The organism is Kitasatospora griseola (genome assembly GCF_014648555.1).
In the GTDB taxonomy this organism is placed as follows: domain Bacteria; phylum Actinomycetota; class Actinomycetes; order Streptomycetales; family Streptomycetaceae; genus Kitasatospora; species Kitasatospora griseola.
This window is the reverse complement of record NZ_BMRI01000012.1, coordinates 36,732-57,608: the sequence shown is the minus strand read 5'-3', so window position 1 is coordinate 57,608 and position 20,877 is coordinate 36,732. Positions and strand designations below refer to the sequence as shown.

The 20,877-nt window shown below is 74.2% G+C and carries 17 protein-coding genes and 2 pseudogenes; 10 read left to right on the top strand and 9 right to left on the bottom strand.

Annotated features, from left to right (window positions below):
- Positions 1-493: 493 nt before the first annotated feature.
- Positions 494-1,189 (top strand): nicotinamide mononucleotide transporter family protein, encoded by a 696-nt coding sequence (locus IEZ12_RS17345; protein ID WP_189272825.1) that lies wholly within the window; start codon positions 494-496, stop codon positions 1,187-1,189.
- A gap of 77 nt (positions 1,190-1,266) precedes the next feature.
- Here the strand turns inward: IEZ12_RS17345 and IEZ12_RS17340 are convergent, their stop codons facing one another.
- Positions 1,267-2,475 carry a serine hydrolase domain-containing protein gene (locus IEZ12_RS17340; RefSeq protein WP_189272824.1) on the bottom strand — a complete coding sequence of 403 codons (1,209 nt, stop codon included), beginning with the start codon at positions 2,473-2,475 and terminating at the stop codon, positions 1,267-1,269.
- 105 nt (positions 2,476-2,580) lie between these two features.
- Between IEZ12_RS17340 and IEZ12_RS17335 the strand changes: the two genes are divergently transcribed.
- From IEZ12_RS17335 to IEZ12_RS17320, 4 genes are all read left to right on the top strand, one after another.
- A complete protein-coding gene (locus IEZ12_RS17335) occupies positions 2,581-4,044 on the top strand; it encodes a hypothetical protein (RefSeq protein ID WP_189272823.1) in 1,464 nt (487 codons plus the stop codon).
- Positions 4,045-4,077: 33 nt separating this feature from the next.
- Positions 4,078-4,578: a GNAT family N-acetyltransferase gene (locus IEZ12_RS17330; RefSeq protein ID WP_189272822.1), complete on the top strand. Its 501-nt coding sequence runs from the start codon at positions 4,078-4,080 to the stop codon at positions 4,576-4,578.
- A gap of 132 nt (positions 4,579-4,710) precedes the next feature.
- Entirely contained in the window at positions 4,711-5,859 is a 1,149-nt protein-coding gene (locus IEZ12_RS17325; protein ID WP_189272821.1) for a DUF4190 domain-containing protein, read from the top strand.
- Positions 5,860-5,887: 28 nt separating this feature from the next.
- On the top strand, positions 5,888-6,493 hold the full coding sequence (locus tag IEZ12_RS17320; protein ID WP_189272820.1) for a hypothetical protein: 606 nt from the start codon (positions 5,888-5,890) through the stop codon (positions 6,491-6,493).
- A 45-nt stretch (positions 6,494-6,538) separates the two neighbouring features.
- On the opposite strand, the pseudogene IEZ12_RS17315 reads toward IEZ12_RS17320, so the two are convergent.
- From IEZ12_RS17315 to IEZ12_RS17300, 4 genes and pseudogenes are all read right to left on the bottom strand, one after another.
- Positions 6,539-7,068: pseudogene (locus IEZ12_RS17315) on the bottom strand (SMI1/KNR4 family protein).
- Positions 7,052-7,783, bottom strand: coding sequence for a nucleoside/nucleotide kinase family protein (locus tag IEZ12_RS17310; protein WP_189272819.1), 732 nt, complete (start codon positions 7,781-7,783; stop codon positions 7,052-7,054). Before IEZ12_RS17310 ends, IEZ12_RS17315 begins: the two are co-directional and overlap by 17 nt.
- 173 nt (positions 7,784-7,956) lie before the next feature.
- Positions 7,957-9,468 (bottom strand): hypothetical protein, encoded by a 1,512-nt coding sequence (locus IEZ12_RS17305; RefSeq protein ID WP_189272818.1) that lies wholly within the window; start codon positions 9,466-9,468, stop codon positions 7,957-7,959.
- Between the two features lie 219 nt (positions 9,469-9,687).
- Positions 9,688-10,923 (bottom strand): erythromycin esterase family protein, encoded by a 1,236-nt coding sequence (locus tag IEZ12_RS17300; protein WP_189272817.1) that lies wholly within the window; start codon positions 10,921-10,923, stop codon positions 9,688-9,690.
- A 78-nt stretch (positions 10,924-11,001) separates the two neighbouring features.
- Between IEZ12_RS17300 and IEZ12_RS17295 the strand changes: the two genes are divergently transcribed.
- Entirely contained in the window at positions 11,002-11,709 is a 708-nt protein-coding gene (locus tag IEZ12_RS17295; RefSeq protein WP_189272816.1) for a MerR family transcriptional regulator, read from the top strand.
- On the opposite strand, the gene IEZ12_RS17290 is transcribed toward IEZ12_RS17295, so the two are convergent.
- Positions 11,700-13,295, bottom strand: a complete 1,596-nt coding sequence (locus IEZ12_RS17290; RefSeq protein WP_189272815.1) for an amidohydrolase — start codon at positions 13,293-13,295, stop codon at positions 11,700-11,702. The genes IEZ12_RS17295 and IEZ12_RS17290 overlap by 10 nt on opposite strands.
- A 41-nt stretch (positions 13,296-13,336) precedes the next feature.
- On the bottom strand, positions 13,337-14,845 hold the full coding sequence (locus IEZ12_RS17285; protein WP_189272814.1) for an APC family permease: 1,509 nt from the start codon (positions 14,843-14,845) through the stop codon (positions 13,337-13,339).
- 208 nt (positions 14,846-15,053) lie between these two features.
- Here IEZ12_RS17285 and IEZ12_RS17280 point away from each other — a divergent pair, with 208 nt between their 5' ends.
- Positions 15,054-15,650 (top strand): TetR/AcrR family transcriptional regulator, encoded by a 597-nt coding sequence (locus IEZ12_RS17280; protein WP_043908696.1) that lies wholly within the window; start codon positions 15,054-15,056, stop codon positions 15,648-15,650.
- A gap of 195 nt (positions 15,651-15,845) precedes the next feature.
- Positions 15,846-17,087, top strand: coding sequence for a beta-ketoacyl-[acyl-carrier-protein] synthase family protein (locus IEZ12_RS17275; RefSeq protein ID WP_189272813.1), 1,242 nt, complete (start codon positions 15,846-15,848; stop codon positions 17,085-17,087).
- Positions 17,088-17,187: 100 nt separating this feature from the next.
- On the opposite strand, the gene IEZ12_RS17270 is transcribed toward IEZ12_RS17275, so the two are convergent.
- A complete protein-coding gene (locus IEZ12_RS17270; protein ID WP_189272812.1) occupies positions 17,188-18,165 on the bottom strand; it encodes an ADP-ribosylglycohydrolase family protein in 978 nt (325 codons plus the stop codon).
- A gap of 64 nt (positions 18,166-18,229) precedes the next feature.
- On the opposite strand from IEZ12_RS17270, the gene IEZ12_RS17265 reads away from it, so the two are divergent.
- Together IEZ12_RS17265 and IEZ12_RS17260 are read left to right on the top strand one after the other, a co-directional pair.
- Entirely contained in the window at positions 18,230-19,399 is a 1,170-nt protein-coding gene (locus IEZ12_RS17265; RefSeq protein ID WP_189272811.1) for a methyltransferase, read from the top strand.
- Positions 19,400-19,717: 318 nt separating this feature from the next.
- Complete coding sequence (locus IEZ12_RS17260) at positions 19,718-20,665, top strand: rhomboid family intramembrane serine protease (protein WP_189272810.1); 948 nt, start codon at positions 19,718-19,720, stop codon at positions 20,663-20,665.
- Between the two features lie 7 nt (positions 20,666-20,672).
- On the opposite strand, the pseudogene IEZ12_RS38540 reads toward IEZ12_RS17260, so the two are convergent.
- Positions 20,673-20,877, bottom strand: a pseudogene (locus IEZ12_RS38540) (MocR-like pyridoxine biosynthesis transcription factor PdxR); the annotation flags it as partial.

Below are 20,877 nucleotides of genomic sequence, written 5' to 3'. Positions count from 1 at the left end.
CCCGGATCCGGGACACCGTCAGGTTCGCCTCGGTCGACGAGCTGCTGCTCGCCGCCCGGGCGGACGTCCGCCGCTCGGAGGCGCTGCTGGACTCCGCGCACGGCCGCGACGTCCTGGCCGCCGCCTTCCACTGACGCACCATCATCTTCCTTTTCCCACAAGCCCGGTCGGCCCCGCTCTCCCGCTTCCCCCTGCGGGGCCGACCGACCCTCTCCCCCACGGCACGCACCCCCACTCCACACCCACGTCTGCGCCCAACGCCCGCGTGCCCGGCCGGCCCCGCCCCCGCTTCCCCCGACGCGGGGCCGGCCGCTCCCTCCCCGCCCCGCTCCCCTTCCCCTCCCCCCTCCTTTCCCGTACGGCACGCACCCCCACCCCACACCCACGTCTGCGCCCAACGCCCGCGTGCCCGGCCGGCCCCGCTCCCCCGCTTCTCCCCGCGGGGCCGGCCGCTCCCTCCCCGCCTCGCTCCGAACGAACAAAGGTGTGAGTAATGAGCGCATTCCACTGGCTGAACGAGCAGTTCAGCTTCCTCGGGCTCCCCGTCTACTGGTCCGACTTCCTGGGCAACATCCTGGCGCTCGCCACCGTCTGGCTGGCCCTGCGCCGCTCGCTGGTGGCCTGGCCGGTGCAGATCCTCGGCTCGGTCTTCCTGCTGATCGCCAGCCTGAACGTGCACCTCGGCGGCAACGCCGCCCGGCAGGTCGTGATCATCGTGTCGGCCACCTGGGGCTGGGCCACCTGGAAGCGCAGCCGCGAGCAGGAGGGCGCCATCAACGTCCGCTGGGCGACCGGGAGCGAACGCGCCCTGCTGATAGGCGCGATGGTGTTCGGCACCGCCGCGTTCGGCGGCCTGCTCAAGTGGACCGACGCCTCGTTCTACCCGGGCGCGCCGTGGTGGATGGTCCTCGCCGACGCCTGGATCTTCATCGGCTCGATCCTCGCCATGTACAGCCAGGCCCGCCGCTACATCGAGTTCTGGTTCGTCTGGCTGGCCGTCGACCTGGTCGGCGTGCCGCTGGCCATCCACTCCGAGCTGTACTTCTCGGGCATCGTCTACGGCATCTTCTTCGTCATGGTGCTGATGGGCATCCGCGACTGGGCCTCCCGCAGCAAGCCCCAGGACATCGCCTCCCCGCTGGAGCCCGCCGTCCAGGTCGAGAGCCGCGACGAGGCCGCCCGCCACTGACCGCACGCCCCCGCCCGTTGCAGGCCGGCTCCCACCCCCACGGGAGCCGGCCTGCGACACGTGGCTCCGACGCGGCGTCAGGACGCCCGGAGCGCCGCGTAGACGGCCGCGATCAGGCGGTGGTTCTCCGGGCCCGCGCCGTAGCGGGACGGGAGGCCGAAGCGGCGCCGGGTGTAGGCGTAGGCCAGGCCGCTGCCGGGATCGGCGAAGCCCAGGGAGCCGGTGGCGCCGCTGTGGCCGAACGCGTCCGGGCCCAACGGGCGGAACAGGGCGGTGAGTTCCTCGAAGCCGAGGCCGAAGACGTCCTCGTTCCCGGTGATCACGTCGGTGCCGTGGAACTGCGGACGGGCGAACTCGACGATGGTCTCCGGCTTCAGCAGCGCGGCCCGGCCGTCCACCTCCCCGATCGCCGCCGCGTACATGGCCGCCACGCCACGGGCGGTGCCGACGCCGCCGGCCGAGGTCGGCCCGAGGGCCCGCACGGTGCGGTTGTTGGCGAATTCCACCAGGTCGGTCGGGGTGGGCCCGTTCCGGTTGCCCGCGACGGCGAGGATGCTGGTCGGGTCGACCGTCCTGGCCGCGAGCCGCTCGGCCTGCTCCGGCGTCGGCCGCAGCGGCAGCGTCTTGGCCCGGCGGGCCTCCAACTCCTCGGGCAGGCCGAGGTAGAAGTCCAGCCCGTACGGGGCGCGGACCCGCTCCTCGAAGATCTCCTGGATCGAACGCCCCGTCGCCCGTCGCACCACCTCGCCGGTGAGCGCGCCGATCACGAACGCGTGGTAACCGTACGCCGATCCCGGCTCCCAGAACGGCCGCTGACCCGCCAACCGGGCGGCGATCACCCGGTCGTCGGCCAGCTCCTCGTCGGTGAAGCCGCCGTCCGCCCCGGGCACGCCCGAGCGGTGCGCGAGCAGCTCGCGCAGCGTCAGGCGCTCCTTGCCGTGCGCGCCGAACTCCGGCCAGTACGAGGACACTTCGCGATCCAGGTCGAGCACACCGTCCTGCACCAGCAGCGCCGTGACCAGGTGCGTCGCGCCCTTCGTGATCGAGAACACGCTCATCAGGGTGTCCGCGTCCGTCCCGCCGCCGGCCCACAGGTCGACCACCCGCTGCCCGCCGACGTGCACCACCAGCTGCGCCTCCGGCGACTCGTGCATCTCGCCCAGCACAGCGGCGAATTCGTCCCGCACGCCCTCGAACCCCGCCGCCACGGTGCCCCGCACCGCATCGACCTGCGCTGCCCCGCCCGGTGTCGCCCCGAACTGCGCCGCCTCGCCCTGATGGGCCATCGCCGTTCCCCCGACTGTCCGATCCGGCCGTCCGTCGACCGAGGATCCCAACTGTCGTTCCCCCACGAAGATTCCCGGCTCGGACGAGCTGCCAGGATCACCACTGTGACCAGCGCCTTCCGCATCGACCGCGTCCTCGCCGACCGCCCCTTCGCCGAGGCCTGCGACCCCGTGCTCGCGGTGCCGGACGAGCGCCGCGGCCTGCTCGCGGTGGCGGGCCGGGCTGTCGGCCCGTGGCCGCAGCAGGTCGCGGTGTACCGCACCGCCGACCTGGCCTGCGTAACCCTGGCGCGCAGCCGCTTCCCCGTGCACGCGCTGGCCTTCCACCCCGACCTGCCGCTGCTCGCGATCGGCACCGGCAGCTACGACGGCGGCTACTTCTTCGACGGTGAGCTGCTGCTGCTCGACCTCGAATCCGGCGCCGCCGTCTCACTGTTCGAGCATTCGTCGGGCCGTCAGGTACTCGGCCTGGAGTGGCTGGACGGGCGGTCGCTGCGGCTGCTGCTCGCCCCGCCGGACGACTGGCAGGACCGCGCCGCGCGGCAGGAGGGACACCTGGCCGAGCTGCACCGGGACGACTGGCGCGCCGTCGCCCCGGCGTCCGTCCCGCCCACGGAGCTGGCGGGGCCACGCCTCGCCGTCCCGCGCCCCGACGGCGCAGCGGCGGCCCGCCTCCTGCTGGACGGCCTGCACAGCGGTTGGGAGCCGCGCGGCCCGATCGGCGCCGTCGAGGAACTCGCCGACGGGCGACTGCTGTTGGCGATGCCCGAGGTGTCGGTGGAGTGCCGCACGCCGTCCGACACCGTCGCCTGGTCGCTCCGACGGGAGGGCTACGGCGGCGAGTTCGCGGTCGCCGCCGGCCGACGGTCGGTCTTCGTCCGGGGTGCCGAGCCGCCGTCGGTCGCCGAGCACTCCCTCACCGACGGCTCCCTTCTCGCGCGACGTGAACTCCTGGGCCGTTTCACGCTGTTGGCCTGTGCGGACGGCCTTCCGGCACTCGTCCCGTTCCGGTACGGCGACCTGCGGATCCGGCGCGGCCGACTGGTGTACACCGCCCCGCACCGCCGTCCCTCGCAGTCCGAGCAGTGGCTGGTGGCGGCCGACCCTTCGCAACTGCCCGCCGACGACCGGCCGTACCGGCCGTCCGACCGGTACCGCGGCTGCTTTCCGCTGTCCTGGGACCCGGCGCAGACCCACCTGCCCGGCCCGGGCGTCGAACTCCCCGACGGGAGCCTGGTGTACGCGGGCACCGTCCACGACGGCCGCGGCCTGCAGCCCGGCGGCTCCTTCGTGGTCCGCCGCGGCCCGGCCGACGGCACGCCGCGGTGGGTGTTCCGCACCGACCGGCCGGCCACCGCGCTGGACCTCGACGTCGACCGGGACGCCGTCCATCTGGCGTACGACGACGCCGAGTTGGTCACCCTGTCGGCCACCGACGGCACCGTCCGGCGACGGGGCCCGCTGACCGTCGGCCGGGTCTCGGTGGTCGCGACCGCCCTCACCGTCCCCGGCCCCGGCCGCCTGCTGCTCGGCACCATCGACGGCCGCGTCCTCTCCTGCACCACCTGAGGCGGGCGGGCCACCCCGTGCCATGATCGGGCCATGGCCGAACCGGTGATCCGCCCGCGACACGACGACGATCTGCCCGCCTGCGTCCGGATGCTGGCCGCCGTCCACCGGGTCGACGGGTATCCGGCGGTGTGGTCGGCCGAGACCGAACGCTGGTTGACGCCAAGGGAGTTGCTCGGTGTGTGGGTCGCCGTCGACGGACCGGCCGTGCTGGGCCACGTGGCCCTCACCCGCACCGGCCCCGACCTGGCGGCGACAGTCGGCCGACCGGCCCCGCAACTCGCCGCCGTGGCACGGCTGTTCGTCGACGTCTCGGCCCGACGGACCGGACTGGCCGACGCACTGCTGGCCCGGGCGGTGCAGGCCGCGGTCGCGGACGGGCGCCGGCCGGTGCTGGAGGTCGAGTCGGACGCCGCGGGCGCCATCGCGCTGTACGAGCGCACCGGCTGGCGGCGCGTCGGCACCGCCCCGGGAGACTGGCTGACGGCCGCCGGGCAGCCCGCCGTGGTCCACACCTACCTCGGACCGGCCTGACCCTCCCTCAGCACGCGCCACCGCCCGTGGGACGATACGGAAATCGGTTCGCCTCCCGACGGTCCTTCAGGAGAGACTTCCTGGTCGCGATCGATGCGCCGATCACCGCCCTCCCGAAGCCCAAGGTGCCGCATGACCGTCCCCGTCCCGCCCGACCGTCCCGAGCCCGAAACCGCGGCCGCGGCCCCCGTCGAGTCCGAGGCTCGGCCCGCGTCCGAGGCCGAAGCCACGGCCCGGCCCGAGGCCGCACCCGAGGCCAAGGCCGTGCCCGCGCCGTCGTCAGCGCCCGTGCCCGCGCCGTCGTCCGCGCCCGTGTTCGAGGATGCGCCGGCGCCCGCCAAGAACCCGTGGGCCGCACCGGACCCGAACGCGGTGCCGCCGGCGGCTCCCCCGCCGATGCCGGGGCCGGTTCCCGGCCCGTTCCCGGCCCCCGGGCAGTACCCGAACGGCATGTACTGGCCGCAGTACCCCGTTCCGACCCCGGAGCCGCGCAACGGCGTGGGCATCACGGCCCTGGTACTCGGGATCGTGGGCGTGGTGCTCTGCCTGCCGCTGTTCCTGTTCTGGCTCTCCTGGCTGCCCGCCCTGCTCGCGGTCTGCTTCGGCGGCGTCGGCCTGAGCCTGGTCCGCAAGCGCCTGGCCACCAACCGGGCGATGGCGCTCACCGGCACCGTTCTCGGCGTCGTGGGCCTGCTGGCCTCCCTCAGCACCGGCGTCCTCCTGATCGCCGACCTGAGCTCCGACATGCGGGAGCACAGCCGCACCGTGAAGCAGCAGGAGCGCGACGACTCCGAGCGGCGGCGCCTGGCGGACGAGCGGGCGAAGAAGGCCGCCGCCGAGCAGGCGGCGCGGGAGGCGGACGAGAAGGCCCGGCGACTGTCCTTCGGCGGCAGCTACACGTACCCCGACGGCCTGAAGGTCACCATGGCCGCACCGACCCCCGCCTCGCCGCCGAGCCGCAGCAGCGGCGTCACGTTCCCGCCGGACACGACGTTCATCCTGGTCCAGGTGACCGTGGTCAACACCGGCTCCGCCGAACTGTCGCTGTACGGCTCGGGCTCGCTCATCGTCAAGGACTCCCGGGGCAGCCTCGCCCGTCCGGTGTTCAGCGGCGACCAGTTCAAGATGCTCCCGCAGACCCTCGGCCCGGGCCAGGAGGCCACCGCGCTGGAGGAGTTCGCCCTGTCGAACGCCTCGGCCGACCCGTTCACGCTCCAGTTCACCCACGGCACCCGGATGGAGCGCAAGGAAGTCATCTGGGCCGGCTCGGCACCCCGCTGACCCACCGCACCAACGGAGTTCACCCCGCATGACCGCCGTCTCCGAGCTCGCCGCCCTCGGCGACCCCGTCCTCGCCGTCGCCGACCCCGCCCGCCGGCTGCTCGCCGTGGCGTGCGCCGGCCCGTACGGCGAGGCCACGACGCTCGGCCTGTTCGAGACCGGTGACCGCCCCCGACTCCTGCGGCGGATCGACTGCCCGCAGCACGTCAACGCGCTGGCGTTCCACCCGAGCAGTCCGCTGCTCGCGGTGGGCGTCGGCGACTACGACGGCGGCTACCACTTCGAGGGCCAACTGCTGCTGGTGAACCTCGACAACGCCGCCGAGCGGGCGATGTTCGCCGAGACCTGGGGCCGCCAGGTACTCGCCGCCCAGTGGCTGGACCGGACCCGACTGCGCCTGCACCTGGCCCCGCACGACGACGACGAGGACGAGGCCGCCCACCACGACGCCCACGTGGTCGTCCTGGAGCACCCCGACTGGACGGCCGCCCTCGGCCGTTCCGTCCCCGACGAACGCCTCCAGGGCCCGCGCATCCCCTACCCCCGCCAGGACCACCGCGCCGCCGCCCGCCAGTTGACGACCCGCCTGCTCGTCCCGCCGACCCGCCGGCCCGCCGCCACCACTGACCACTGACCGCCCACCACTGACCGCTGACTGCCGACCGCCCGGGACGCACCGTCAGCGGCAGAACTCCATGACGGTGTCCTCGAACTCGGGGAACTCTGCGGCAGCGTCCTCGATCACCTCGGCCGCCGACTGCCGCCACTCCGCGGCGAACTCCTCGGCGACAGCCCACAGTTCGCCCCGCGGCCGGCCCGTCCACCCACCGCGCCGCCCGGCCGTGGCGGCCTCGCCCGGACCGCACCCGTCGGCCAGCAGCCACAGGAAGGCCCCCAGGTCACGGGCCACCACCGCGGTCTCACCCTCCGAGCCGAGAAACACCACCGGCTGATCGACACCGACCGCCCCGGCCGCACCAGCCAGAACGCCGCGCACCCGCCCGAGCCGTCCTGTCCGAACAGCCGGAACTCCTCGCCGTCCGCCTCCTCGTTGCCCGTCCAGGCCCGCCACCAGAAGGCGGTGTCCTCGGCGGACCGGAAGGCAGGGAAGGGCTCGAAGTCGATCCCGTCCCCGCCGTCGTAGTCGAACGGCACGGCCAACGCGGCGGCAAGGGCAGCGGGGAATTGTCGATCATCGGTGTGGTTCACGGGCCGTGAGCCTGGTTCGCGCTTCGGCCGGGGCGTCCTCCGCCCGACCACCCAGGCCGAGTCCGAAGCGCGCAGCCAACTGCTCGACCCGGTCCGCCACCGGGACGGTGCCGTCCACCGTGACGACATCCAGCCCGTGCTCCTCCGCCTGGCGGCGGACCTCCTCGTCCCAGAGCGCATCACGGCCGAGCCGCAGCGCCAGCATGCCCGCCAGGTCGCCGCTGCCCCAAGTGGCCTGCGCACGGCCTCGATCCGCGTAGCGCGCACGGAGGGCGGCCTCGCGGAACTCCGGAGTGGGCAGCAGGAACACCGCATGCTCGGGCCGGGCGAGCAGCGGCACGAGGTCGCGGGGCAGGATCCCGAAATAGTCCACCAGCACGACCCGGTCGCCCGGCCCGGTCCGCAGATCCTCGGCGAGAAAGCCCGCGGTCTCCCCGTACAGACTCGCCATCGACCGGAACACCTGCTCCGACGTCCGCCCCTCCCACATCCCGCCCGCCGCCGTCCCCCGCAGCGCGGCCAGGCGCGGATGCCGCTGCGGCGTACACCGCGCGAGCCAACTGTGCTCCGCACGATCGCCGTTGTAGACCTCGGCCCCGCACCGCTCGGCCAACGCGCGCGCCACCGTGCTCTTCCCTGCCCCACAGCCACCGACGATCCACCGCACATGGGCGAGCCGGTCGGCGACGTCGTCGTTCTGGAGTTGAGGACTCATGGAGGTCATGGTCCCTGCCGCAGAACGGAATTGGCAGTCTCAGGCGCTGCCGGACATCGACTCGGGAGTCTCCGGAACCCGACGGCAGCACGTTCGGAGCGTCCGACCGGGCCCCCTCGGTGCTTGCCGGATGCGCTTCGCCCGCCCGGCCGAGCACTCCGAGCCCCTCTGCGTCAGCGGCCCCTGCTCGACTGCCCCGGTGGCATCAGGCGCAGCAGGTCCGCCACCGGCAGTGCCGGGTTCGCTGCGGCCCGCTGGACGGTGACCGGGTCCGAATCCTCAAGCAGGGAACGGAGTCGGTCGAGCGGAAGTGCCGGATGGGAGGCGACGCTGCGGCGGGCTCGGGTGTCGCGGAGGCAGGCGGTGAGGGTGGGGCCGTCGGCGGCGGGGTGGGTGGCGAGGGCGCGCAGGGTCGCGACGTTGTGGTCGGCACGGACGAGTTCGGCGAGCACGGCGGGGGTGGCGTCCGGGTTGGCGGCAATTCCGGCGGCGACGGCGCGTCCGTGGTGCCGGTGCATGGCGCGCAGCTGCCCCTCGCCCAGGCCGGGGTGGGGTGCGACGGCGGCGGCGACCTTGGCGACCGGGTCGTCGGCGAGCAGGTCGCGGACGGGGGCGGGCAGGTCGCGGTGGAGCGCGGCGACACGGCGCAGCTCCGGGTTGGCGGCGGTGGCGAGCGCGTCCAGTTCGGCGCGGGTGGCGGCGGCGATCCGTGGCGGCAACTGCCGGACGACGCCGCACACCTGGTCGAGGACGTCCAGCGGGACCTGCGGATTCCGGGCGACACTCCGCCGCACCTCGTCCGACCGGTCGGCCGCCAGTTGCCGGATCAGTTCCTCCCCGATCGCGGCATTGCCCGCCAACTCCTCCCGCGCCCAGCTCTCCGGTCCGACGGCGAGTGCGGCGTACGCGGACGCGGGAAGGTCGGTGCGCCGGGCGAGTTGGGCCCGCAGGAGCGGTGACGGGGTGTCGAGGTGGCGGAGCACGTCGACGACGGGTGCGGCCGGGTGACCGAGGACGGCCTGCAGGATCCCCTGCCGGGCGTACTGGTGGCTCCCGTCGCAGGCCGCCCCGCCGGGCAGGGTGCAGTCCCGGTCCGGACAGTCCGGCGGGTGGACCCACGGGACGGCGTGGCGCACACAGACCTCACAACCAGCCAGCGGCGGCCGGTCGTTGATGAGGTCGGCCAGCACGGCGGACGGCGTGCCCTCGTTGAACCCGAGCTCCGCGCGGACGTGCTCCGACGGGTGGGCGGCCAGCAGCGCGGCGATCTCCGGATCGGTCGTCGCCCCGGCGAGCGCGATCGGAACGGCGGGATCGGCGTCACCCGCCAGCCGTCGCGACACCTCGGCCGGGAGCACCGGGCAGGCCGCCAACTCCGCGCGCAGTTCCGGCCGTTCGAGCACCGTGCAGGCCCACTCCACGGGCGCGAGCCCGGCCCACAGCAACCCGAGCGCCGCAACGGGCTGCCGCGCCGGGTCGACCCGCTCGACGGTCAGCAGCCCGCTCGCCGCCAGACCCCTGGCCTCCACGACGCCGCGCCCGGCCAACACTTCGACCTGTTGCTCCGTCAGCCCGACCCGCCCGGCCAGCTCCATCGACAGCTCCGGCATCGCCACCAACCGGTCCACGGCCTCCACCGGCAGCGCAGGATTCTCGGCCAACCCGGCCCACACATGACGACGCATCCCCGCATCCTCCCCGAACACGCCCCGCCCCACCGCGAATTACGCTCCGCGCCGGGCCCGACCGGTTCGCCGGCAACGGCGGGCGGACCCGCGAAGGCGGCTCGGCCCCCGAGCGACCGCGCTTCCCGGACCGCCCCCGCCATGCGTGAGGCCCCCCAGCAACCACCCGCCATCACCCCGGCCGGCGTCCCCCCGCGCCCGCCGCCACCAGGCGTCTGCTCACTCGCCGCCGAACGCCCCCGCCTGCCGCGGGATCTCCCGTACGAACACCACCCCGTCCATCAGCCCCAACGCCCCCGGATCGATCCCGAAGTACGTGTGGTCCGCCGGGACCCGCGGCTTCGCCCGACCCGCCGGCGTCTGCGCCAGCACACGCGGGTCGAGAACGGCGCAGGCCTCGGGAAGCGCGGCGAGGTGCCCCTCGAAGGTCTCGGGGTCGGGGTGGTCGTCAGGGGCCCGGTGGCCGAAGGTGGTGGCGATGAAGGCGTAGCCCTCGCCGAGGCGGGTGGCGAGCAGGGAGCCGGTGGTCCACCAGCGCAGGTGGTGGGCGCCGAGCGGGAGGTGGCCGGCCTCGCGTTGGAGGTGGCGGTTGTGGGCGTGGACCAGCGTCGGACCTCGTCGCGCCTCGCGCCGCGTGATCGCTTCGAGGTTGTCGGCCATCATCAGACCCCGGTGCCGCATCAGCGAGTTGAACCGGTCCGGCCCGGTGTCCGCCATCGCCGCGTGGTAGCGCAGCAGCCCGGTCGCGGTCCGCGCGTCCAGTTGCGCCCGGCAGTACGCCTCGGGGTCCGCCTCGGCCGCGAACTGCGGCTCGTGCGCAGCCAGCAGCACCGCCAACTCATCGCCGATCAGGCGCAGTTGGACGGCATCGGCCGATCGCCCCACCGACCGCCCCGGATCGAACGCCGCCGCCGGCTCGGTCCATCGGTCCTCCGGCCCGCACAGCCGCAGCAACTCGCCCTCCGACGGCAGGAGTTCGACCGGAAGGTGCTCTCCGAGGAAGTCCCGCAGCCGGATCAGCGCGGGCCCGGGCGCCGCCGCACCCGCCATCTCCAGCGGTCCGTCCGCACCGTAGAACCGCAGCCGCTCCTCCCCCTCCCCCAATCCGCTGTTGAACTCCCGCATCCATCGCACCAGTTCGCGATTCCCGGCGAACTCGCCGAAGCCGTGGCCGAACCCCTCCCGCACCACGTCGTCGAGCTCACCGTCCGTCGCGCCGCCCACGTAGGCGTCGACGGCGAGCGCCGCCAGGCAGTCGCTCTCGACCGCGACCGAGCGGTAGCCGTGGTCGGCGACCAGGTACCGGAACAGCTCGTTGCGGAGGTCGAGGAAGGCCTCGACGCCGTGGGTGGGTTCGCCCAGGGCCAGTACCCGGGTCCGGGGCGGGAGCAGGTCGGTGACGGCGGACGGCGAGAAGGGACGAGCGGCATCCCGGAGTGAGCGCGAGACAGTCATGACTTCTACCGTATCGCCGAAGTGACGGTGTAAACTTTTCTGCTCTCCACCCGAGAATCGAGCAGAAAAGTCTCAATCATGGCGCTGCGGCCGATCGATCTGGCCCGGGAGCACGGCCTGTCCACCCAGGCGGTGCGCAACTACGAGGAGGCGGGGATCCTGCCGCCCGCCGATCGCTCCCCGCACGGGTACCGGCAGTACGGGGAGCGGCACGCGGCCGCGCTCCGCGCGTTCCTCGCCCTGCTGCCGGGCCACGGCCACCGCGCGGCCACCGCGATCCTGAGCGCCGTGAACGGCGGGGAGCCGGACGTCGCACTGCGGCTGATCGACGAGAGTCACGCCCTGCTCGCCGAGGACCGCCGCACCCTGGACGCGGTGCGCACCGCCCTGGAGCACCTTCCTCCGCCCCAACCGGCCATCGCCGGTGCCGAGTTCACCAGCATCGGCCCGGTCGCCCACCGCCTCGGACTGCGCCCGGCCACGCTGCGCGCCTGGGAGCGCGCGGGGCTGGTCACCCCGTCCCGGGACGCCCGCACGGGCTACCGGACGTACACCTCGGACCAGGTGCGCGAGCTGCTGATCGCCGAGCAACTGCGGCGCGGTGGCCACGGGTTGGCCCGCACCGCCGAGATCCTGCACCGCCTGCGCACGGCCGGCCACCCGGATGCCGTCCGCCCCACCCTGGCCGCCTGGCAGGAGCGCCTCACCGCCCGCGGCCGCGCCCTGCTCTCGGGCGCGGCCGCCCTCCACTCCTACCTCGACCATGCCGAGGGCGCTCAGACCTGACGATTCGTCACCATGCCGCCGGACATGGTCAGCGGCACGGCCGTGGTGGCGAACTCGTCGGCCGGCGTGGTCAGCGGGTCGAGCGCGAAGGCGGTGAGGTCGGCCCGCAGGCCGGGCGCGATGCGGCCGGTGCGGTCGAACTCGCCTGCGGCGCGGGCCGCGTGGGTGGTGTAGCCCTCCAGCGCCATCAGCGGGGTGAGCGCCTGCTGGGGTGCGACGGGCGGGGTGTCGCTGCCGGCGTGGCGGCGCAGCTGCGCGTAGGCGAGGACGCCGCGCGGGTCGTGGTGGGCGATCGGCCAGTCGGAGCCGAGGGCGAGGGTCGCGCCGCTGTCGCGCAGGGTGCGGCAGATCCAGGCGCGTTCGGCCCGTTCGACGCCGAGGCGGGTGGACCAGGCGTCGGTGTGGTCGGCCCGGGTGTACGCGGAGTGGGTGGGCTGCATGGACGCGTGGACGCCCAACTCGGCGAAGCGCATGGCCTGTTCGTCGCTGAGCGTCTCGATGTGCTCGATCCGGTGCCGGCCCCGGGCGGTGTACGGCAGGCCGGCGATAGTGTCGAGGACGTGGCGGACGCCCGCGTCGCCGATCGCGTGGGTCGCGGTGCGCACCCCGTAGGCGTCCAACTGCCGGACCACGTCGGTGTATTCGGCGGGGTCGAGCCAGAGCGCGGCGGTTCCCTCGCCGTGGCAGTCGGGGCGTTCCAGCCAGGCGGAGCCGCCCTCGACGGTGCCGTCCATGAACAGCTTGACTCCGCCGACCAGCCAGTTGCGGCCGGACTCGCCCTGCAGGTCGGCGAGTTGACGCAGGTCGGCGGCGCTCGCGCCGGGCATGCACCAGGGGGCGATGCGCAGTCGCAGCGGCAGCGGGCGGTCGGCCTCGATGGCGCGGACCAGGTCGAGGATGTCGCCGCCGGCGTCCATCACGTGCGCGCCGGCCAGGCCCCCGGCGGCCATGTCGAGCAGCAACGCGTGCAGGGCGTCCCGGCGTTCGGCGAGCGGGCGGCTGGGCATGACGGAGGCGACCAGGTCCATCGCGGCGAACTCGATCAGGTGGCCGGTGGGGGTGCCGTCGGGGTCGCAGACCACGGTGGCGCGCTGCGCGAAGCGGCGCGGCCCGGTGATGCCGGCGGCGCGCAGGGCGGCGCCGGTGGCGAGCGCGGAGTGGCCGTCGTAGAGGCGGATGAACGCGGGCACGTCGGGGCCGAGCACGTCCTCGATCAGGGCGCGGTGCACGGGTCGGTCGCCGAACACGCTGTGGTCGAGGTTCCAGGCGAGCAGCCAGCCGTCGAGGCGTTCGGCGCGGGCGAGGGCGGCCCGCAGCCCGTCGAGGTCCTGGACGTCGGACAGGTCGACGCCTTCGGAGAGTTCGAGTCCGAACGCGGGATGGCTGTGCCCGTCGACCAGGCCGGGGACGAGGACGGCGTCGCCGAGGTCGACGGTCTCGGTGCCGGGCCCGGCCCAGTCGCGGGCGTCGGCGGCGTCACCGACGGCGGTGATCAGCCCGTCCTCGACGGCGACGGCGGTGACGGCGGGGTGCGCGGCGTCCAGGGTGTGGACGGTGCGGGCGAGGACGATGGTGTCGGGCGACACGGTGGGCTCCTGGTGGTACGGGGATGTGGTCCGAGTCTGGGTCAGGCGGCGCTGTGCACCGGGGAGTCGAGGGTCGGCGGCGCGTCCGCGGACTGCGCCGGGGCGTGGCCGGCGGGCTCCTCCGAGGGCTCGGCGGCGAAGGCCGCGTAGACCTCCGGGCGCCGGGCGCGGGTGCGCAGCGCGTACAGCACGCCGACCGCGAAGACGGCGGGGACGATCGCGATCAGCACCCGGTTGACGGCGGGGGACGCGCCGGTGAGCAGCTCGATGTGGTCGACCACCAGCCAGAGCGCACCGGCCAGCAGCAGGGCGGCGGCGAGGGGGGCGACCACGGTGCGCAGCACGCCCTCGCCGTGGCTGCGGCGGCGGAACCAGCAGGGCACGGCGATCGCGGCCAGCAGTTGGAGCGCGACCAGCGAGAGCATGCCGGGCGTGTTCACCCAGAGCAGCAGCTGGGTGTACGGGTCGGCCCCGGTAGCGGCGAACGCGACGACGACGAGCAGTCCGAGGCCGGTCTGGGCGAGGCCGGCGACGTACGGGGAGCGGTGGCGGGGGTGGATCCGGCCGAGCGCGCGGGGCAGCAGGCCCTCCTCGGCGAGGGCGAGTCCGTAGCGGCTGGTGGCGTTGTGGAAGGCGAGCAGCGAGGCCAGGATGCTGGTGACGATCAGCACGTGCATCAGGTCCGCGGCCCAGCCGCCGACGTACTGGTCGATGGCGGTGAAGAACAGCCCGCCCGGGTCGTCGGCGGCGGCCGCGACCACCTCGGCGTCGCCGTAGGCCTGGATGACGGTCCACACCACGAAGGCGTAGAACAGGCCGAGGAAGGCGACGGCCAGGTAGGTGGCGCGCGGGACGGTGCGGTCCGGGTTCCGGGCCTCGCGGCGGTAGATGACGGTGGACTCGAAGCCGGTGAACGCGGCGAACGCCAGCGCCAGGACGCCGGGCGTGCCGTCGGTCAGCACGTTCCCGGGGGCGAACGCCTGCAGGCTCAGGCCGTGCGCGCCGCCCTTGAGCAGCACGGCGGCGGCCAGCAGCGCCAGGATTCCGGTCTCGGCGAGCAGCAGGACGCCGAGCACCTTCGCACCGAAGTCGATCGAGCGGAAGCCGCCGTACCAGATGACGACCAGTCCGAGCAGCGCGGGCAGCAGCCACGGAACGTCGTACCCGGTAAGCGCTTTCACGGTGTCGTGGGTGGCGGTGCCGAGCAGGCCGTACACGCCGATGTTCATGCCGAGGTAGCCGAGCAGGGCGAGCAGGGCGGCGCCGAATCCGGCGGGCCGGCCGAGGCCCCGGGTGATGTAGGCGTAGAAGCCGCCGGCGTTGCGGACGTGTCGGCTCATCGCGGTGAAGCCGACCGCGAAGACGGCGAGCGTGACGCCCGCGGCCAGGTAGCCGGCCGGGGCGCCGGTGCCGCCGATCAGCAGGGCGAGCGGGGCGACGCCGGCCATCACGGTGAGCGGGGCGGCGGCGGAGACCACGAAGAAGGCGATGTCGGCGGTGCCGAGACTGCCGCTGCGCAGGGTGGGCGCGGCAGTGGGGAATTCGGTCATGGGGGGAGCCCTTCGCGCGGCCGGATGGTGGGGGGGTCCGGCTCCGGGGACCATAAACCTAAAGGTTGATGGTTTCCGTTGGTTTCGGCACCATAGCCCGGCCGACTACCCTCTGGGAAGACCCGATTTCGCACCCGTCCGCAGCGATTTCCGAGGTCAGGACGGCAGTTGCGCCGGCCGCGACGCACCCGACAAGGAGGGCCCACCGGTGGGACGCCCCAGCAAGGCCCTGCTCGACCGCGAGCGGATCGGCGCGACCGCGCTCGCCCTGGTCGACGAGCAGGGCGACTTCAGCGTCCCGCAGATCGCCCGCCGGCTCGGCGTGCAGACCGCCTCCGTCTACCACCACGTGGACGGCCGCACCGGCATCGTCGAACTCCTGCGCATCCAGGTCTCCGCGGCCATGGACCTCACCGCCCTGGACCTGCGCCCGTGGGACGTCGCCCTGGACGCCTGGGCGCGCTCCTACCGGGCCGCGTTCGCCGCCCACCCGCGCGCCATCCCGCTGCTGACGATCAGTCAGGTCGCCGCGCCCGAGGTGCTGGTCCACTACGAGCGCACGGTCGCCCTGCTGCGCGAGGCCGGCTTCCCACTGCCCGCGGTGATGCCCCTGCTGACCGCCGTGGAGAACCTGGTGCTGGGCTCGGCGCTCGACCTGGCGGCACCCGCCACGGTCTGGGACACCGACGCCGACACCCCGCTGCTCGCCGAGGCCATGGACGCCGCCGGGCCGTCCCGCGCCGACACCGCCTTCGAACTGGCCCTCGCCGCCCTGCTCACGCAGGCCCGCACGCTGCTCCCCTGACCGTCCGGACGCCCGGCATTTCCCGACGGACCGTCAGATCAATCTGTCCGATCCCTCCAAAACGCGCGGACGTGAATCAGTCCCGTCCAGTACCTGAACTCCCTATCACCGCTTGGCAGAGTGGCCATCACCGACCGATCCGGCCGACCGCCGGGGCGGCATTCGTTGTGCCCTCATCACAAAGGGAGTTCCACCGTGCGCACGGAATCCGACAGCGTCACCGGCGGCGTCACCGACCGCGTCCTGGTCACCGGCCTGGGAGCCACCACCCCGCTCGGCGGCACCGCCCCCGCCACCTGGCAGGCGATGCTGGAGGGCCGGAACGGCATCCGGGCGATCGAACGGGACTGGATGGTCGAACTGCCGATCCGGATCGCCGGGCAGCTCGCCGTCGAACCGTCCGAGGTACTGGACCGCGTGGAGGCCCGACGCCTCGACCGCAGCGAGCAGTTGGCGCTGATCGCGGCCCGCGAGGCATGGGCGGACGCGGGCCGGCCCGAGGTGGACGGCGAACGGCTGGCGGTGGTGATCGGCACCGGCACCGGCGGCGCGGTGACCATGCTGGACCAGGACGACGTGCTGGAGCGTTCCGGCGTCCGCAAGGTCTCGCCGCACACCGTGCCTATGCTGATGGCCAACGGCCCCGCCGCCTGGGTGTCGATCGACCTCGGCGCCAAGGCCGGCGCCCACACCCCGGTCAGCGCCTGCGCGTCCGGCGCGGAGGCCGTCGCGCTCGGCCTGGACCTGATCCGCCTCGGCCGCGCCGACGTGGTGATCGCGGGCGGCACCGAGGCCTGCCTGCACCCGCTGCCGCTCGCCGGATTCGCCCAGGCCCGCGCGCACTCGCTGCGCAACCACGACCCGGAGCACGCCTCCCGCCCGTTCGACCTGGACCGCGACGGCTTCGTCATCGGCGAGGGCGCGGCCGTTCTGGTCCTGGAGCGCGCCTCGCTGCGCCCGGGCCGCCACTCCTACGCGACGCTCGCCGGGGCCGCCGTCACCTCCGACGCCCACCACATCACCGCCGGCCACCCGGACGGCCAGACCCGCGCCGTGCGCCGCGCCCTCGCCGAGGCCGGCGTCACCCCGGAGCGGATCGGCATGGTGCACGCCCACGCCACCTCCACTCCCAAGGGCGACCTCACCGAGGCCGAGACCCTCGCCCGGGTCTTCGGCCCGCACCGCCCCGCCGTCACCGCCACCAAGTCCATGACCGGCCACCTGTTCGGCGCGGCGGGCGCCCTCGCCGCCCTCGCCACCGCCTACTCCCTGCACGACCAGCTCGTCCCCCCGATCCGCAACCTGACCGCCCCCGACCCGGCCGCCGACCTCGACCTGGTCACCGCCACCGCCCGCACCGTCCACGCCGAAGCCGCCCTCACCAACGCCTTCGGCTTCGGCGGCCACAACGCGAGCCTGGTCTTCACCGAAAGCTGACCGACCGCGGGCAACCGCGGGCCCGGCCAGCGGGAGCCGGCTGTCGCGCATTGCAGGCCACCGCGCCGTCGCCCCGTCACCTCGTCACGCCGTCACCCCGTCACCGCTCCGGTGCCCCGTCCGCCGCCGAACGCCCCGCCGCATCCAGCGCCTCCGCCAGCGCCGTCAACTCCCCGTCCCGCAGCACCCGTTCGGTCGGCGGGAGCGGGACGTGCAGCGGCGTCAGCCACTCCTCGGGGATCGCATCCACGCCGTACACGGCACCCGCGAGGGCCCCGGTGACGGCGGCGGTGGTGTCGGTGTCGCCGCCGAGGTCGACGACGGCGCGCAGCGCGTCCGGGAAGCCCCCGGTGGTGCGCACCGCCCAGACCGCGGAGCCCAGGCAGGGCCAGACCGCGCCGTTGCTCTCAGCGGCGAGGGCAGGGTGCCAGCCCTCGGCGAGGACGCGCGCCCAGCGTTCACGGTGCTCGGCCCGAACGGCGGCCAGCGTCGACGGCAGCGCGGCGAGCGGGTCCTCGCCGTCGAGCGCGCGGCGCAGCAGTTCGTGCAGGATCGCGGTGCCTTCCCAGGCCGCGCCGTCGCCATGGGTGAGGGCCGTGATCCGACGGGCGGCGTCCATGGTGGCCGCCCGGCCCAGCGGGGCGAACCGGACGGCGGCGGTGACGGCGCGCATCAGGGCGCCGTTGCCGGCGGCCCGGCCCTCGGTCTGGAAGTGGATCTGCGCGGCGAGGTCCCAGGGCAGGCCGCTGCCGAGGACGCACTCGGTGAGGATGCCGATGTCCTTGGGGTCGGCGGCGGCCCATGCCCGGAACCGTTCGAAGATCCCCGGCAGGTCGAGGCCTCCCGCGTCGAGCAGCGATTCGCCGAGGTGGACGGCCAGCTGCGTGTCGTCGGTGGCCTCGCCCGGCTCCCAGCCGCCGCCTCCGCACATCGACGCAGCGTACGGAAAGCGCATTCCGGGGCTGTTCGGGAAGCGCTTTCCGAACACCCCCGCGGGACCGAACTCGAACGGTGCGCCCAGTGCGTCGCCGACCGCCGACCCGAGGACCGCCCCGACCACCCTGTCCCGTCGTCGCATGCCGTCTCCTCCCGTTCCGCCGCCGTCCGGCGGCCCCCGTCCCCTCGGATAGCCTGGGGGCACGATGAACGACTCTTTCACCACCGCCTGGGGCGCCTTCGAGCTGGCCCGGTTCCCGGAGAACCCGCGTGAGCAGCTGCGCGCCTGGGACGCCGCCGACGAGTACCTGCTGCGGTACCTGAAGGAGGAGCCGGACAGCGGCGGCCCCGTCGCGCTGGACGGCGCGGTGGTGGTGCTGGGCGACCGGTGGGGCGCCGTCTCGACGGCGCTCGCGGGGACGGCCGACTCGCTGACGGCGATCACCGACTCGTACCTGGCCTCCCGGGCGATCGCCGCGAACCTGGCCCGCAACGGGCTGGACCCGGAGGCGGTCGACGTCCGCACCACGCAGCAGGAGCCGCCGTCGCGGATCGACGTGCTGCTGGTGCGGGTGCCAAAGAGCCTGGCGCTGCTGGAGGACCAGCTGTACCGCCTGGCGCCCGCGCTGCACGAGGGCACGGTGGTGGTCGGCACCGGAATGGTGACCGAGATCCACACCTCCACCCTGCAGCTGTTCGAGCGGATCCTCGGCCCGACCCGCACCTCGCTGGCGGTCCGCAAGGCCCGCCTGATCCACACCGCCCCGCGCCCGGCGCTCGACCGCCCGACCAACCCGTGGCCGCTGCGCTACCGGCTCCCCGACGGCATCGGCGTCCTGTCGGGCCGTCAGGTCGCCAACCAGGCGGGCGTGTTCTGCGCGGACCGCCTCGACATCGGCACCCGGTTCTTCCTCCAGCACCTGCCCGACCTGGGCGACGCCCGCCGGGTGGTCGACCTCGGCTGCGGCAACGGCATCGTCGGCACCGCCGCCGCCCTGACCGCCCCGCACGCCGAACTCCTCTTCGTGGACGAGTCGTTCCAGGCGGTGGCCTCCGCCGAGGAGACCTTCCGCACCGCCCTCGGCCCGGACGCCCGCGCCGAGTTCCTGGTCGGCGACGCCCTCGCGGACGTCCCGGACGCCTCGGTGGACGTGGTCCTGCTGAACCCGCCGTTCCACTCCCACCAGGCCACCACGGACGCCATCGCCTGGCGCATGTTCACCGGCGCCCGCCGCGTCCTGCGCCCCGGCGGCGAACTGCGCGTGGTCGGCAACCGCCACCTGGCCTACCACGTCAAGCTCCGCCGCCTCTTCGGCAACTGCCGCACGGTGGCGGGCAGTCCGAAGTTCACCGTCCTCAGCGCGACCCGCCGCTGACCCGGCCACGCCGCGAACGAGCCCGGGGGCCGACGACACCACGGGTGAACTGCCTTACGAGAAAGGGCAGTCCACCCTCGCCCGGCTTCGCCGCACCAGCAGTCGCGTGCCCGCGCCGGGGGCCGGCCCGAGGTGCGGACCGCCAGCAGCAGCTACCGCTCGCACCGACCGGTGCGCCCGGCGGAGCGGACGCCGGGAGGCCGGGCAGGGCTGACGTGCGGCCCGTCCGAGCCGTGCTCTAGGGTGAGCGCCGTTTCGCCGTGGATCATCGCCGTGGACGCCGTCGCGGCCGAGCACCACCGCTCAGGGAGGGCCGTCTTGGACGCCGCAGAACCCGCCTCGGGAGCCCCCGCTCCCGCGGCCCCGTCGCCGACCTGCTTCCGGCACGCCGACCGCGAGTCGTACATCCGCTGCAGCCGCTGCGACCGCAGCGTCTGCCCGGACTGCCGCCGCGACGCGGCCGTCGGCTACCAGTGCGTGGAGTGCGTCAAGTCCGGCCACCAGAGCGTCCGGCAGGCCCGCACCGCGTTCGGCGGACGGATCACCTCCCGGCCGTACGCCACCCTCGTGCTGATCGCGCTGAACATCGCCGCGTACGTGGTCGAGGTGGTCCGACCGGAGACCGTCCAGCAGTTCGGCATGCTCGGCTCGGCGATGCTGCCGGACAACCCGAACAGCGACCCGTACGACATGCCGATGCTGTTCCACCAGGCCGGCGTGGCGCACGGCGAGTGGTACCGGCTGCTCACCGGAACGTTCCTGCACCTGTCGCCGAACTCCGACACCTTCCTCGGCCCGATGGCGGTCGTCCACATCGTGTTCAACATGTACTGGCTGTGGTCGCTCGGCCGGGTCGCCGAGGACCGCCTCGGCGTGCTGCGCTTCCTCGGCCTGTACCTGCTGTCCGCGCTCGGCGGCTCGACGCTGGTCTACCTCATCGCCCCGCACACCCTGACCGTCGGCGCGTCCGGCGCGATCTTCGGCCTGGCCGGCGGCTACTGGATCCTCAGCCGCCGCCAGGGCTACGACCCGCTCGGCGGCAACCAGATGATGGTCACCCTGCTGGTGTGGATGGTCGTCTCGGGGACCTTCGCCTCCTGGCAGGGCCACCTCGGCGGCATGCTCACCGGCATCGCCGCCGGCGCGGCCATCGCCCACGCCCCACGCGAGCAGCGCGGCCTGGTCCAGACGATCCTCCTGTCCGCCGTCCTGCTCCTGCTCGCCACCCTGATATACGCCGCCACCGGTCACCTGACCGGCAATTGACGGAGCGTCAGTCGAGTTCCCGCACCGCCTCGCCGAGCAGCGCCGCCGCGTCCTGCAGCCGCTGCTCGGCGACTCCCGCGTAACCCAGCGCGATCGACGGCCGGCCGGGGACGAGCCGACCCGGCCCGACCGTCGCCACCCGCACCCCGCGACGCAGCGCCGCCTCCGCCACCGCCTGCTCGTCCACGCCGTCCGGCAGGTCCGCGCACAGG

What these genes read in the sequence shown, in the direction of transcription:
- IEZ12_RS17345 (WP_189272825.1), top strand. Translation starts at nt 494, where the DNA reads ATGAGCGCATTCCACTGGCTGAACGAGCAGTTCAGCTTCCTCGGGCTC.
- IEZ12_RS17340 (WP_189272824.1), bottom strand. Translation starts at nt 2,475, where the DNA reads ATGGCCCATCAGGGCGAGGCGGCGCAGTTCGGGGCGACACCGGGCGGG.
- IEZ12_RS17330 (WP_189272822.1), top strand. Translation starts at nt 4,078, where the DNA reads ATGGCCGAACCGGTGATCCGCCCGCGACACGACGACGATCTGCCCGCC.
- IEZ12_RS17325 (WP_189272821.1), top strand. Translation starts at nt 4,711, where the DNA reads ATGACCGTCCCCGTCCCGCCCGACCGTCCCGAGCCCGAAACCGCGGCC.
- IEZ12_RS17320 (WP_189272820.1), top strand. Translation starts at nt 5,888, where the DNA reads ATGACCGCCGTCTCCGAGCTCGCCGCCCTCGGCGACCCCGTCCTCGCC.
- IEZ12_RS17310 (WP_189272819.1), bottom strand. Translation starts at nt 7,783, where the DNA reads ATGAGTCCTCAACTCCAGAACGACGACGTCGCCGACCGGCTCGCCCAT.
- IEZ12_RS17305 (WP_189272818.1), bottom strand. Translation starts at nt 9,468, where the DNA reads ATGCGTCGTCATGTGTGGGCCGGGTTGGCCGAGAATCCTGCGCTGCCG.
- IEZ12_RS17300 (WP_189272817.1), bottom strand. Translation starts at nt 10,923, where the DNA reads ATGACTGTCTCGCGCTCACTCCGGGATGCCGCTCGTCCCTTCTCGCCG.
- IEZ12_RS17295 (WP_189272816.1), top strand. Translation starts at nt 11,002, where the DNA reads ATGGCGCTGCGGCCGATCGATCTGGCCCGGGAGCACGGCCTGTCCACC.
- IEZ12_RS17285 (WP_189272814.1), bottom strand. Translation starts at nt 14,845, where the DNA reads ATGACCGAATTCCCCACTGCCGCGCCCACCCTGCGCAGCGGCAGTCTC.
- IEZ12_RS17270 (WP_189272812.1), bottom strand. Translation starts at nt 18,165, where the DNA reads ATGCGACGACGGGACAGGGTGGTCGGGGCGGTCCTCGGGTCGGCGGTC.
- IEZ12_RS17265 (WP_189272811.1), top strand. Translation starts at nt 18,230, where the DNA reads ATGAACGACTCTTTCACCACCGCCTGGGGCGCCTTCGAGCTGGCCCGG.